Consider the following 13,875-nt stretch of genomic DNA (forward strand, 5'->3'; position numbering starts at 1 on the left):
CTCGCAACACCACAGCAACGTTCGTGCAGTAGCCTTTGCTCATGAAGAACCCCTACTTCAACCCTGCCAAGAAGCACCACCGGCCAGACGGCTTCCAGAACAACTACATCTCGTTCAGAGGCAAACGCTGGCACGAGATCCTGCGCTGGCGCTGGCAGGCCTGGCGTGCCGGGCACCCTCGCCCGATGCACGAGCCCATCCCCGTGGTCGCGCCTGACCTGGCCTTCATCCATGCCAATGCCAAGGCTGGCCTGGCCATGCAGCCCGCCATGACCTGGATCGGGCACATCACGGTGCTGGCGCAGATCGGCGGGCTCAACATGCTGACCGACCCGGTATTTTCGGAGCGCTGCTTCCCGGTGCAATGGGCGGGCCCGGCGCGACAGACCCCACCGGGTTTGCGGCTGGATCAGTTGCCCCACATCGACGTGGTGCTGCTGTCGCACAACCACTATGACCACATGGACGAAGGCTCGCTGCAGGCCTTGGCAAAGCAGCCTGGCGGGTGCCCGCTGTTCATCACGCCCCTTGGACACAAGCACTGGTTCGCACGGCGCGGCATCCAGCGCGTGATCGAGCTGGACTGGTGGGACACGCATGTGCTGGACGCCACTGCGCAATCAGCGCGGATACCGGTGACCTTGACCCCGGCCCAGCACTGGTCTGCGCGCACGGCGACTGACGCGCTGCGCAGCCTGTGGGGCGGCTTTGCGGTGCGCTCGCCTGATTGCCACCTCTTCTTTGCGGGCGACACGGCCTACTCGAAGGACTTCATCGACATCCGCCAGCACTTCGCGCGCGAGCAGACGCCTGAACTGGGTGGAGGCTTCGACATCGCCCTGCTCCCTATCGGCGCCTATGAGCCCCGCTGGTTCATGAAGGACCAGCACGTCAACCCGGAAGAAGCCGTGCAGATCTTCCAGGACCTGGGGTGCCAGCGCGCGCTGGCGGTGCACTGGGGCACGTTTCAGTTGACGGACGAGGCGCTGGATGAGCCGCCCAGGGCGCTGGCGCAGGCGCTGTCGACTCAGGGCCTGTCTGACAAGGACTTCCACGTGGCCGCCATCGGGGAGACCTGGCGCCTGCCTGCGCGACTCAAGCCGAACTCATCGACGCCTTGACGAGTTGCTCGACCTCTTCCGTGATGGTCGCCATGCGCGCGGCCACCACCGCGAACTCCCGGCCACCTGGGCCTGCGCGATGGGCCGAGACCTGGGCATTGAACGCCACCACACGGGCCTCGCGTGCCACGGACTGGATTTCCTCGTTCAGGCGCGCGCGTTGCGCTTGTTGTGCCCGCGACAGCTGATGCGCCTCCTGCTCATATGCCTGTGTGATCTGGGTCAGCACAGTCAGCAAGGACGATGACGCGTCCACCACGGCCGACTGTGTGGCGTCAGTCAAAGGCTCGCCACGCCGCAGGCTTTTGATGGTGCGGCCAAGCAAGTCAATGAAGGCTTCGATGCGCGCCCGCGCCTGCGACACCCCATCAAAGGCCTGCCGCAAGCTCTGGGAGAACAGGCCTGGCAGCCCGTCCCCACCCTGGGCCAGCAAGCGGTGGCTGGTGCTGAACTGCCCGAGCACCTCCTCGGCCGTGGACAGCGCATCAGCACGCCCTCCTCCCGCCAGCACCACGAACAAGGTCAAGCGCTGCGACAACATGCGTTGACGCCCCGCCAGGTTGATCAGGCGGGACAGGGTGTCCGCACAGGGCACGGCGCCCGTCTTGGGCGCCATCGCGGCAGCGGGCGGGCTTGATGGTCGGGACGAAAGGACAGCGGTGGGCATGGTGGATGCGCGGCAAGGCCGATCTGGATGATTGCACCGCTCATGCAAAGGTCATTCCAGGTGCTGCACCAGGATGCAGCCTTGGCGATCAAGACCGCGAAAACCATGAAAGAAGCCACACGGCCCGCAAGCACGTGTGGCTCATGATCAAGCCCTGATCAACCCGGCGCCCTGCGCCGGCCTGTATCAGTGCACCGTTCGGTCGAACTCGAACTCGCCGGCTTCGCTGACCTTCACCGGGATCACATCCTTCGGGCCAAACTTGCCCTGCAAGATCAGCTTGGCCACCGGGTTCTCGATGCGCTGCTGGATGGCGCGCTTCAAAGGCCGCGCACCAAACACCGGGTCGAAGCCAACCTTGGCCAGCTCGATCAGCGCCTCGTTAGACACATCGAGCTTCATCTCCAGCTGCGCCAGGCGCCCTTCCAGGCTCTTGAGCTGGATCTTGGCGATCGACTGGATGTTGGCCATGTCCAAGGCGTGGAACACCACCACCTCGTCAATGCGGTTGAGGAACTCGGGGCGGAAGTGCTGCTTGACCTCGACCCACACCGCGTCCTTGATGTCCTCCGAAGGCTGCCCCGCCATCTGCATGATGTGGTGCGAGCCCAGGTTGGAGGTCATCACGATCACGGTGTTCTTGAAGTCCACGGTGCGGCCCTGGCCATCGGTCAGGCGGCCATCGTCCAGCACCTGCAGCAGCACGTTGAACACGTCCGGGTGGGCCTTCTCGACTTCATCGAGCAGCACCACGCTGTAAGGCTTGCGGCGCACGGCCTCGGTCAAGGTGCCGCCTTCTTCGTAGCCCACGTAGCCCGGAGGCGCGCCAATCAGGCGGCTCACCGAATGCTTCTCCATGAACTCGCTCATGTCGATGCGGATGAGGTGATCTTCGCTGTCAAACAGGAAACCGGCCAGCGCCTTGCACAGCTCGGTCTTGCCCACGCCGGTGGGGCCCAGGAACAGGAAGGAGCCATACGGACGGTTGGGATCAGACAGCCCTGCACGCGAGCGGCGGATGGCATCCGACACGGCCACGATGGCCTCTTCTTGCCCCACCACACGCTCGTGCAGCTTGTCTTCCATGGCGAGCAGCTTGTCGCGCTCGCCCTGCATCAGCTTGGACACGGGGATGCCGGTGGCACGCGCCACCACTTCGGCGATTTCCTCGGCGCCCACTTGCGTGCGCAGCAACGTGGGCTTGCCGCTGGCCTTGGTCTTGGCGTTCTCCTTGTCCTGCGCGTCCTTCAGGCGCTTTTCCAGCTCGGGCAGCCTGCCGTATTGCAGCTCGGCCACCTTGTTGAAATCGCCCTTGCGCTTGAACTCCTCGATCTGGAAGCGGATCTTGTCGATGTCTTCCTTGACCGTGGCCGAGCCTTGCGCCTGGGCTTTTTCGGCCTTCCAGATCTCTTCCAGATCGGCGTACTCGCGCTCCAGCTTGACGATCTCTTCTTCGATCAGGCCCAGGCGCTTGATGGAGGCTTCGTCCTTCTCACGCTTGACGGCCTCACGCTCGATCTTGAGCTGGATGAGGCGGCGATCCAGGCGGTCCAGGGCCTCGGGCTTGGAGTCGATCTCGATCTTGATCTTGGCCGCGGCCTCGTCGATCAGGTCAATCGCCTTGTCGGGCAGGAAGCGGTCGGTGATGTAGCGGTTGGACAGCTCGGCCGCAGCCACGATGGCCGGGTCGGTGATCTCGACGCCATGGTGAACCTCGTACTTTTCCTGCAGGCCGCGCAGAATCGCGATCGTCGCCTCGACGCTCGGCTCGCCGACCAGCACCTTCTGGAAGCGGCGCTCCAGGGCAGCGTCCTTCTCGACACCGCGCGCCAGGGCGGGCTTGAGCATGTTGCCGGCGTCCATCGCGCCATCGGCCTTGCCCGCACCCACCATGGTGTGGATCTCGTCGATGAACATGATGGTCTGGCCTTCGTCCTTGGCCACTTCCTTGAGCACGTTCTTCAGGCGCTCTTCAAAATCACCGCGGTACTTGGCACCGGCCAGCAGCAAGGCCATGTCCAGCACCAGCACGCGCTTGTTCTTGAGGCTGTCCGGCACCTCGCCGGCCACGATGCGCTGGGCCAGGCCTTCGACGATGGCGGTCTTGCCCACGCCGGGTTCGCCGATGAGCACAGGGTTGTTCTTGGAGCGGCGCTGCAGCACCTGGATGGCACGGCGGATCTCTTCGTCACGGCCGATGACCGGGTCCAGCTTGCCGGCGCGGGCGCGCTCGGTGAGGTCCAGGGTGTACTTCTTGAGCGCTTCGCGCTGGCCTTCGGCTTCGGGGTTGTCCACCTTCTGGTCTCCTCTGACGGCTTTGACGGCGGCTTCCAGCGACTTGCGGTTCAGCCCGAAATCACGCGCCACAGAGGCCGTGTCACCCTTGTGGTCGGCCAGGGCCAGCAAGAACATCTCGCTGGCAATATACGGATCACCCTGCTTGTGGGCTTCTTTTTCGGCGCCTTGCAGCAGGCTGACTGTGTCGCGCCCGGCCTGGACCTGCTCCGCACCTTGCACCTGGGGCAGTTTGTCGAGCTGCTTTTCCAGCTCGGTGGCCAGCCCCGGCACCTTGACGCCGGCTTTTTCCAGCAAGGCGCGCGGGCCATCGTCCTGGCGCAGCATGGCCAGCAGGATATGGGCCGGTTCGATGTAGGGGTTGTCGCGCGTGACAGCCAGGCTCTGGGCCTCGGTCAGCGCTTCCTGAAATTTGGTGGTGAGTTTGTCGAGTCGCATGAGCACTCCCGGTGGTCGGAGGGGCCCCGCAAGACATGCAGAGCCGATTGCTCAAGAAGATAAGGCGATGGCCAGACATTTCAAGCCCTGCATGCCCGCATGGCTTGAGAAAGATCAATCAGTCGCCGCTGACCACCCGGTTGCGGCCCGTGTGCTTGGCCTGGTACAGGCAGGCGTCAGCCCGGGCCAGGTCGTCTTCCAGCGAGGTGTCCTCGCGGTGGTAGGCGATGCCGATGCTGACGGTGACACGGATCTCGCCCCGGCGTGTCTCGAACGGGCTGAGTTCCACGATTTCGCGCACGCGCTCGGCGATGGACTGCGCCTCCAGGCGAGACCGGACGGGCAGGAGCACGGAGAATTCCTCGCCGCCGTAGCGGGCCAGCAAGGCGTCGTCCCGCAGGTGGTCACGCACGGTGTTGGTCACATGCCGCAGCACGTCGTCACCGGTGGCGTGGCCGTATCGGTCGTTCACGTCCTTGAACAGATCGATATCGATCATCAAGACCGCCAGAATGCTGGCCTGCGCCGACTGCAAGGCGACCATGCGTTCGCCCAACTCGCGCAGGCCGCGGCGCGACAAGGCGCCCGTCAGGTCGTCGGACAGGGAGCGGGCACGCAACTGCTGCATCAGGCGGTCATTGACCGACGCGAACACCACGGACGACACCGCCAGGGGCAGCAAGGCAAAGCTCAGCCCCGTGATGGGCATGAGCCAGTCTGGCGTGTGCAGCCAATGCGAGGGATAGGGCCCAGGCTGGGTGAGAGCCCAGTACAGCAGGACCAGCCAGTTCAAGGCGAATTCGCAGGCCGCCACCAGCAAGCTCAGATCGCCGCCGGTGAACTTGCCGTTCTGGATGGTGATCAGGCTCTGGTCCAGCGCCATGCCCAGGCTGATCAGGCTGAACACGATGCCGATGACCTGCACATACTGCGTATCGGTGCCAAAAGCAGCTGCTCCCCAGAGCGACAGGCCCACCAGCAACACCACCACCAGCCCCGCCACGGGATAGGTCCGGCGCCCGTTGAGTTGCCGGAAGGCCCAGGCCAGCAGCGCGACGCCCATGCCGGCAAAACCGATGGCCCCCTTGGTGACCTCCGGCCGGAGATTCAAAGGGCTCAGTTGCACGCACAGCAGCGCCGACAGGCACAGCAAGGCCCAGCGGAACAGCCCCAATGCATAGCTCACACGGGCTTGTTCCGTGCGCACCATGGCCAACAAGCCCAGCCCCACCAGGGAGCCTGCGCCCGCAACCGCATAGCAGGTATAGACATCAATCGACAGCATGCCCGGTTTTTATACTCTGAAAGTAAGGGCTTTATCGGCACGCCGGCCCCCAGATTGATACTTGCATCGTTTAACAACAGCAGGACCATGTTGACAGCGGGAACATATCGCGTTTCAATGCTTATGTTCACAATGTCAACATAAAAGGAGCCGATCATGCGCCACGCCAGCCTGCCTCTTTCTGTCAATAACGATGAGTCGGCCCCCTCCACCCAGTTGCTCGGGCAGCAAAGCCAACAGGGGAACCTGTACCTGGAAGGGCCTTTTGCCCCGGTTGACCGCGAAAGCACCGCGACCTCCCTGAGCGTCAAAGGCGCGATCCCGCCCGAACTGGACGGCCTGTATGTGCGCATTGGCCCCAACCCGCTCAAGCCGCCCTCGCCTGCCCGCTACCACTGGTTCACCGGGGACGGCATGGTGCATGGCGTGCGGCTCTCGGGTGGGCAGGCGCTCTGGTATCGCAACCGCTGGATCGGCAGCAAGACGGTGCAAAAAGCGCTGGGGCGCGACGTGCTCCCCGGCAAGACGCGGGGCATCTTCGACACGGTCAACACCAATGTGTTTGGGCATGCCGGCCGCCTGTGGGCATCGGTAGAGGCCGGCCCCGTGCCGGTGCAACTCGACGCCGAACTCCAGTCCGTGCGCCATGGGCTCTTTGACAGCGCGCCCACCGTCGCCTTCTCTGCCCACCCGCATCGTGACCCGATCACGGGCGACCTGCATGCGGTGACGTACGACGCCACCGAGCGCAAGGCCCTGAGCTATGTGCGCGTGAACGCGCAGGGCCTGGTCGACAAGGTGGTGCGCATCCCCGTCAAGCACGGGCCCATGGTGCATGACTGCGCCATCACACGCACGCAGGTCATCGTGCTGGACCTGCCCGTCACCTTCTCGTTCTGGTCCCTGCTCAAGCGCTCGCCCTTCCCTTATGTGTGGAACCCCGCCCATGGCGCGCGGGTAGGCCTGCTGCCGCGCGACGGGCAAGCCAGTGACGTGCGCTGGTTCGAGGTCGACCCCTGCTATGTCTTCCACCCCTGCAACGCCTTTGACCAGGCCGATGGCTCGGTCGTGCTGGACGTGGTGGTGCACCGCCACATGTTCGAGCACTCCCGCATCGGCCCCGAGGCCGACACGCAACCCCGTTTCGAGCGCTGGACGCTGCCTGCGGGCGGCACCCGCGTGGTGCGCGAGGTGATCTCGGAGCGCCAGCAGGAGTTCCCGCGCCCGGATGAACGCCTGTTTGCCCAACCCTATCGCTACGCCTACGCGGTGGAGTTCAGCGTGGACACCCGGGGCGGGCAATCGGTGCTCAAGCACGACCTGGCCACGCGGACCACCACCGAGCACCGCTTTGGCGAGCACATCAAGCCAGGTGAATTCGTATTCGTGCCCCGGCACGCCAAAGCCGCAGAAGACGATGGCTGGCTGATGGGTTTGGTGAGCAACCTGGAAACCGGCCTGGGCGAGTTGCACGTGCTGAATGCGGCCGATGTGGGCGCTCCGGCCGTGGCCATTGTCGAGATACCCGCGGCGGTGCCACTGGGCTTTCATGGCAATTGGGTCGCTGCCACCGATCTGAGTTCGATGAACTGAAGCCCTGGCCGCTGCCACGCAGCCGCCGCCGCGTGGCCAGCCTCAGTCGCCGGGCTGGATCTGGACGTTGACTGCGCTCAGGCCACCCCAGCGCGCCGCGGCCTCATCATCGGCGCTGCGGGCGTCCACCCAGCGGCTTTCCCCGCCGGAGGACTCCTTCTTCCAGAACGGCGCCTGGGTCTTGAGCCAGTCCATCAGGAACTCGGCGCACTGGAAGGCTTGCCCCCGGTGGGCCGAGGTCACCGCCACCAACACGATCTGGTCGCACACCTGCAGCGGCCCCACGCGGTGGATGACGCGCACACCACGCACATCAAAACGCCGCCACGCCTCCAGGATGAGCTTGGCGATGCTGCGCTCGGTCATGCCGGGATAGTGCTCCAGCTCCATGACCGATGCCCGCGCCCCCTGCCCGGCGTGCTCATGCCATTCCCGCACGGTGCCAACGAAGCTGACCACCGCGCCGACACCCACGTCGCGGCCACGCAGGCGGGCCACTTCGGAGGACAGGTCAAAATCCTCGGGGCCCACGTGCACGCAGGCCAAGGCGGCCTCGAAAGAGCGATCCGGGAAAACGGGGGGCGCACTGCTCATCTCAGCCCCCGGTCACCGGCGGGAAGAAGGCCACTTCGTCTCCCTCGCTCAAAGGCTCGTCGGCATCGCACAAGGTCTGGTTCAAGGCCATGCGCAGGCCACGGGCATCGTCCAGCGCTGCGGCGTGGGCGGCAGACTGTCTGGTCAGCCAACCCTGCAACTCGCCCACGGTTCGGGGCGCATCGCCACCGTCCAGCGACACGGTTTCACCCGCTCCGAGCTTCTCGCGCACGGAGGCGAAGTAACGCACTTGAATTTTCATGATGGACGGCTGATCAGCCAGCAACAAGCTGACGGGCACCACTGGCCGGTTGCAGCAACTCGGACAGCGGCAGATAGGCCACTGTATCCCCAGGCTGCACAGTCTGACCAGGAAGCAGATCAATCAACCCGTCTGCCCACACGGCCGAAGTCAGCACGCCCGAGCCCTGGTTGGGGTAGAGGGTGACGCGGCCTTCTGCATTCAGACGCGCGCGCGCAAACTCACGGCGCTTGTCGGCCTTGGGCCAGCTGAAGTCGGCCGTCAGGCTCAAGGCCTGCGGCAAGGACCAGGGCTCGCCAGCCAGCACGCCCAGCACGGGGCGCGCCAGCAACAGGAAGGTGACGTAGCTGGCCACCGGGTTGCCGGGCAGACCCATGTAGAGCGCACGGCTGCCATCCGCGCGCTGGAGCCAGCCAAACACGAAGGGCTTGCCCGGCTTGATGGCCAGGGCCCAGAAGTCCAGCCCGCCCTCGGCCAGCACGGCATTGCGCAGGTGGTCTTCCTCGCCAACCGACACGCCACCGCTGCTGATGACCAGGTCGCTGGTTTCCGCTGCCTGACGCAGGGCCGCGCGGGTCGCCTCCAGGTTATCCGGGACGATGCCCAGATCCTGGGCCTGCGCGCCAGCAGCCTGCACCAGGCCACGCAGGGTATGCCGGTTGCTGTTGTAGATCGCGCCGGGTGGCAAGGGCTGGCCTGGCATCACCAGTTCATTGCCCGTGGTCAGGATGCCCACGCGCGGGCACTTGTAAACGGCCAACTCGTCCGCACCCACGGAGGCCGCCACACCCAGGCCTGCCGCCGTCAGACGCAGCCCGGCTTGCAGCACGGCCTGGCCTTGGGCGATGTCTTCGCCGCGGCGGCGGATGTTCTGCCCGGCCTTCACCGGCTCGTTGAAGCGCACGGTGCCGGCGGCGGCATCGGCCGTGGTGTGCTCTTGCATCACCACCGCATCGGCCCCGTCTGGCACGGCTGCACCGGTGAAGATGCGGGCGCATTGCCCCGCCTGCAGCGCCACGCCAACCTGCCCGGCTGCGATGCGCTGGGCTTGTGGCAAGGTCACGGCAGCACCATCCACATCAGCCTGCCCGTCCTGCCCAGCGTGAACCAGGTCGGCCGCGCGTACGGCATAGCCGTCCATCGCGCTGTTGTCCAGCGGGGGCACATCCACCGGCGAGACCACCGCTTGCGCCAGCACCCGGCCCAGGGCCTCGAAGCTATTGACCGATTCGGTCTGGCGCTGGCCCTGCGCACCGGCCACGTGCTGCTCGGCAGCCGCGCGCAAGTTGGACCAGGCCTCATCCAGAGGCATCAGGGGCTTGAAGGCCGTGGCCATGGCTTGCCTTTATGTTGTTGGTGCGATGGCTCAGTCGTTGCAGTGCTGGACGACGTAGTCCTTGACCTGCTGTGTGCTGTTGGGCACCACCACAAAGCGCTTGGGCAGGGACTCCAGGCCATCCAGGCCTTTGATCCAGCTGGGGCGTTCAGGTTGGCGGCCCGTGGCCTCGACGATGGTGTCGGCGAACTTGGCCGGCAAGGCGGTTTCCAGCACCAGCATGGTCACGCCGGGCTTGGTGTGTTCACGTGCCACCTTCAGGCCATCGGCCGTGTGGGTGTCGATCATCACGCCGAAGCGCTCGAAGGTGTCCTTGATGGTGGCCAGGCGGTCACTGTGCTTGCTGGTGCCCGACACAAAACCATAGCCCGCCACCTTGGCGAACTCGTCGGCCGACAGGTGGAACTCGCCACGCTGCTCCAGCGCGTCCTTGAACAGGGACTTGACCTTGGCGCCATCGCGGCCCAGCAGGTCGAACACGAAGCGCTCGAAGTTCGAGGCCTTGGAGATGTCCATCGAGGGCGATGAAGTTTCATACGTCTCGGCACTGCCGCGCACGCGGTAGCTGCCGGTGCGGAAGAACTCGTCGAGCACGTTGTTCTCGTTGGTGGCCACCACCAGCGTGTCGATGGGCAGGCCCATCATGCGGGCCACGTGGCCGGCGCACACATTGCCGAAGTTGCCCGAAGGCACCGTGAAGCTGACCTTCTCGGCATTCGACTTGGTGGCGTAGAAGTAGCCGGCGAAGTAGTACACGACCTGGGCCAGCAAACGGGCCCAGTTGATCGAGTTGACCGTGCCGATCTTGTACTTGCGCTTGAACTCCAGGTCGTTGGAGACCGCCTTGACGATGTCTTGCGCGTCGTCGAACACGCCTTCCACCGCCAGGTTGTGGATGTTGGGGTCCTGCAGGCTGAACATCTGTGCCTGCTGGAAGGGGCTCATGCGGCCATTGGGCGAGAGCATGAACACGCGCACGCCCTTCTTGCCGCGCATGGCGTATTCGGCTGCGCTGCCGGTGTCACCCGAAGTGGCGCCCAGGATGTTGAGCGACTCGCCACGGCGCGCCAGTTCGTACTCGAACAGGTTGCCCAGCAGCTGCATGGCCATGTCCTTGAAGGCCAGCGTGGGGCCGTTGGACAAGGCTTGCAGCGCCAGACCAGGCTCCAGCGGCTTCAGGGGCGTGATCTCGTCAAAGCCGTACACCGCCTTGGTGTAGGTCTTGGCGGCAAGTGCCTTGATGTCGGCCTGGGGGATGTCGTCGATGTAGAGCGACAGGATCTCGCCAGCCAGCTCGGCATAGCTCAGGCCGCGCCACTTGGTCAGCGTGGCGTCATCGATCTTCGGGTAGGACGTGGGCAGGTACAGGCCGCCATCGGGGGCCAGGCCTTCGAGCAGGATCTCGGAAAAACCGCGCTCGGTCTTGTCGCCACGTGTAGAGATGTATTTCATATCGATTACTCCATGCCCCACCCAGCGAGCGCCGCAGATCCGGCTTGGCCGGTCTGCTGGTGCTGCCCCCTAGAGGGGGCGCGCGAAGCGCGTAGGGGGTGGGCCATTGTTTAGGCCAACTCTTCCTTGCGCAAGCGGACGATCGGGGCGAGCACTGTTGGCAAAGCCTGCATGGCGGCCAGGGCCGTGTTCATGCGGCCTTCCTTGGTGTCGTGCGTCAGGATGATCAGGTCGGTCTGGTTGCCGCCTTCACCGCTGACCTCATCGGCTTCGCGCTGGATGACGGCGTCAATCGAGATGCCCTGCTCGGCCAGGATGCCGGTGATCTTGGCCAGCACGCCGGTCTGGTCGGCCACCCGCAGGCGGATGTAGAAGGAGGTGACGACCTCCTCGATCGGCAGGATGGACAGCGAGGACATTGAATCGGGCTGGAAGGCCAGATACGGCACGCGCGCCGCCGGCGCGGCATCGATCAGGCGGGCGATGTCCACCAGGTCGGCCACCACGGCAGACGCTGTGGGCTCGGAGCCCGCGCCCTTGCCGTAGTACATGGTCGTGCCCACGGCATCGCCCTGCACCATCACGGCGTTCATCGCGCCTTCGACATTGGCGATCAGGCGGCGCATGGGCACCAGCGTCGGGTGGGTGCGCAGCTCGATGCCGGCCACCTTGCCGTTGACTTCCTGGCGGCGGGCAATGCCCAGCAGCTTGATGCGGTAGCCCAGTTGCTCGGCGTACTTGATGTCCGTGGCCGACAGCTTGGTGATGCCTTCCACATGGGCCTTGTCGAACTGAACGGGCACGCCAAAGGCGATGGCGCTCATGATCGTGGCCTTGTGCGCGGCGTCCACGCCTTCGATGTCGAAGGTGGGGTCGGCTTCGGCGTAACCCAGGCGCTGGGCTTCCTTGAGTACCACGTCGAAATCCAGGCCCTTGTCACGCATCTCGGACAGGATGAAGTTGGTGGTGCCGTTGATGATGCCGGCCACCCACTGGATCTGGTTGGCCGTCAGGCCTTCACGCAGTGCCTTGATGATGGGGATGCCACCGGCCACCGCGGCTTCAAACGCCACCATCACACCCTTTGCACGGGCTGCGGCAAAGATCTCGGTGCCGTGCACGGCCAGCAGGGCCTTGTTGGCCGTGACCACATGCTTGCCGGCCGCGATGGCTTCCAGCACCAGGGCCTTGGCAATGCCGTAGCCACCGATCAGCTCCACCACCACGTCGATTTCGGGGTTGGCGATCACGGCACGGGCGTCGGACACGATCTGCGCCGACTCGCCCACGACCTTCTTGGCCAGCTCGGTGTTCAGGTCAGCCACCATGGCGATCTCGATGCCACGGCCGGCGCGGCGGCGGATCTCTTCCTGGTTGCGTTTCAGCACGGTGAACGTGCCGCCACCGACGGTACCGATGCCCAGCAGGCCGACCTTCACGGGTCGCAGTTGTTGTTGGCTCATTCGAATCTCTCTTGAAGAAAACGTCCGCGGGCTGCCGATCGGCGCGCCGCGCATTGAAAAGGAAGTCAGGCTTTCACGGCGGCGTGGCGCTTGCGGTAGCCGTCCAGGAAGCGGGCGATGCGGTTGATGGCCTCGGCCAGGTCATCGCTGTTGGGCAGGAACACCAGGCGGAAGTGATCCGGGTGCGTCCAGTTAAAACCCGTGCCCTGCACGATCAGCACCTTCTCTTCGGCCAGCAACTCGTAGGCGAACTGCTGGTCGTCGGCGATGGGGTACATCTTCGGGTCGAGCTTGGGGAACATGTACAGCGCGCCCTTGGGCTTGACCACGCTCACGCCCGGGATCTTGTTGAGCAGCTCGTAAGCCAGGTCGCGCTGCTTGCACAGGCGGCCGGTCGGCGCCACCAGGTCCTTGATGCTCTGGTAGCCGCCCAGTGCCGTCTGGATGGCCAACTGGCCCGGCGTGTTGGCGCACAGGCGCATCGAAGCCAGCATGTTCAGGCCTTCGACGTAGTCCTTGGCATGGCGTTTCTCGCCTGACACCACCATCCAGCCTGCGCGATAACCGCAGGAGCGGTAGTTCTTGCTCAGGCCGTTGAAGGTCAGGAACAGCACATCCTCGGCCAGCGAGGCCATGGACGTGTGCGTGGCGCCGTCGTACAGGGTCTTGTCGTAGATCTCGTCGGCCATCACGATGAGCTGGTGCTCACGGGCAACCTGGATGATCTCCTTGAGCAGGCTCTCGGGGTACAGCGCCCCCGTCGGGTTGTTCGGGTTGATGACGACGATGGCCTTGGTACGCGGCGTGATCTTGGCGCGGATGTCGGCGATATCGGGGTACCAGTCGGCCTGCTCGTCGCAGATGTAGTGCACGGGGCGCCCGCCCGACAGCGCCACGGCGGCCGTATACAGCGGGTAGTCCGGTGCCGGCAGCAGGACTTCATCGTCCTCGTTGAGCAGTGCGTTGAGCGCCATCACGATCAGCTCGGAGGCGCCATTGCCCAGATAGACGTCATCGACCGTCACGCCCTGGATGCCCTTTTCCTGGCAGTAATGCACCACCGACTTGCGCGGCGCAAACAGGCCCTTGCTGTCCGTGTAGCCCGCCGCCCCCGACAGGTTGCGGATCATGTCCTGCACGATCTCGTCGGGCGGCTCCAGCCCGAACACGGCCAGGTTGCCGATGTTGAGCTTGATGATCTTGTGGCCCTCTTCCTCCATCTGCCGCGCTTTTTCCAGCACGGGCCCACGGATGTCATAACAGACGTTGGCGAGTTTGCTGGACTTGGCGATGGGCTTCAAAACAGTCTCCAAAACAGAGCGATGCAGGGGCGATACGAGGGCGAACGGTGTGCCTCAAACCCCTGCCG

The 13,875-nt window shown here is 64.9% G+C and carries 11 protein-coding genes; 2 read left to right on the forward strand and 9 right to left on the reverse strand.

The genetic code is table 11. The features are described from left to right. Nucleotides 1–41 precede the first annotated feature (41 nt). Nucleotides 42–1,121 carry an MBL fold metallo-hydrolase gene (locus HY019_RS01735; protein WP_290687875.1) on the forward strand — a complete coding sequence of 360 codons (1,080 nt, stop codon included), beginning with the start codon at nucleotides 42–44 and terminating at the stop codon, nucleotides 1,119–1,121. On the opposite strand, the gene HY019_RS01740 is transcribed toward HY019_RS01735, so the two are convergent. From HY019_RS01740 to HY019_RS01750, 3 genes are all read right to left on the reverse strand, one after another. Beyond that, nucleotides 1,096–1,788: a type IV pili methyl-accepting chemotaxis transducer N-terminal domain-containing protein gene (locus HY019_RS01740; protein WP_290687877.1), complete on the reverse strand. Its 693-nt coding sequence runs from the start codon at nucleotides 1,786–1,788 to the stop codon at nucleotides 1,096–1,098. The two genes, HY019_RS01735 and HY019_RS01740, sit on opposite strands and share 26 nt — an antisense overlap. A gap of 186 nt (nucleotides 1,789–1,974) precedes the next feature. Beyond that, nucleotides 1,975–4,521 (reverse strand): ATP-dependent chaperone ClpB, encoded by a 2,547-nt coding sequence (gene clpB, locus HY019_RS01745; RefSeq protein WP_290687879.1) that lies wholly within the window; start codon nucleotides 4,519–4,521, stop codon nucleotides 1,975–1,977. Nucleotides 4,522–4,639: 118 nt separating this feature from the next. Then, nucleotides 4,640–5,806 carry a GGDEF domain-containing protein gene (locus HY019_RS01750; protein WP_290687881.1) on the reverse strand — a complete coding sequence of 389 codons (1,167 nt, stop codon included), beginning with the start codon at nucleotides 5,804–5,806 and terminating at the stop codon, nucleotides 4,640–4,642. A gap of 156 nt (nucleotides 5,807–5,962) precedes the next feature. On the opposite strand from HY019_RS01750, the gene HY019_RS01755 reads away from it, so the two are divergent. After that, nucleotides 5,963–7,399: a carotenoid oxygenase family protein gene (locus tag HY019_RS01755; protein WP_290687884.1), complete on the forward strand. Its 1,437-nt coding sequence runs from the start codon at nucleotides 5,963–5,965 to the stop codon at nucleotides 7,397–7,399. A gap of 42 nt (nucleotides 7,400–7,441) precedes the next feature. Here the strand turns inward: HY019_RS01755 and HY019_RS01760 are convergent, their stop codons facing one another. From HY019_RS01760 to HY019_RS01785, 6 genes are all read right to left on the reverse strand, one after another. Beyond that, nucleotides 7,442–7,993, reverse strand: a complete 552-nt coding sequence (locus HY019_RS01760; RefSeq protein WP_290687885.1) for a molybdenum cofactor biosynthesis protein MoaE — start codon at nucleotides 7,991–7,993, stop codon at nucleotides 7,442–7,444. A gap of 1 nt (nucleotide 7,994) precedes the next feature. Further along, nucleotides 7,995–8,255, reverse strand: a complete 261-nt coding sequence (moaD, locus tag HY019_RS01765) for a molybdopterin converting factor subunit 1 (RefSeq protein ID WP_290687887.1) — start codon at nucleotides 8,253–8,255, stop codon at nucleotides 7,995–7,997. Nucleotides 8,256–8,268: 13 nt separating this feature from the next. Continuing rightward, nucleotides 8,269–9,591 (reverse strand): gephyrin-like molybdotransferase Glp, encoded by a 1,323-nt coding sequence (gene glp, locus HY019_RS01770; protein WP_290687889.1) that lies wholly within the window; start codon nucleotides 9,589–9,591, stop codon nucleotides 8,269–8,271. A 30-nt stretch (nucleotides 9,592–9,621) separates the two neighbouring features. Beyond that, nucleotides 9,622–11,043 (reverse strand): threonine synthase, encoded by a 1,422-nt coding sequence (gene thrC / locus HY019_RS01775; protein WP_290687891.1) that lies wholly within the window; start codon nucleotides 11,041–11,043, stop codon nucleotides 9,622–9,624. Between the two features lie 110 nt (nucleotides 11,044–11,153). After that, nucleotides 11,154–12,491, reverse strand: a complete 1,338-nt coding sequence (locus tag HY019_RS01780; RefSeq protein WP_290689130.1) for a homoserine dehydrogenase — start codon at nucleotides 12,489–12,491, stop codon at nucleotides 11,154–11,156. An 80-nt stretch (nucleotides 12,492–12,571) separates the two neighbouring features. Next, nucleotides 12,572–13,807, reverse strand: a complete 1,236-nt coding sequence (locus HY019_RS01785) for a pyridoxal phosphate-dependent aminotransferase (protein ID WP_290687893.1) — start codon at nucleotides 13,805–13,807, stop codon at nucleotides 12,572–12,574. Nucleotides 13,808–13,875 lie beyond the last annotated feature (68 nt).

It is taken from the genome of Aquabacterium sp. (assembly GCF_016195855.1).
Lineage (GTDB): Bacteria > Pseudomonadota > Gammaproteobacteria > Burkholderiales > Burkholderiaceae_C > Aquabacterium.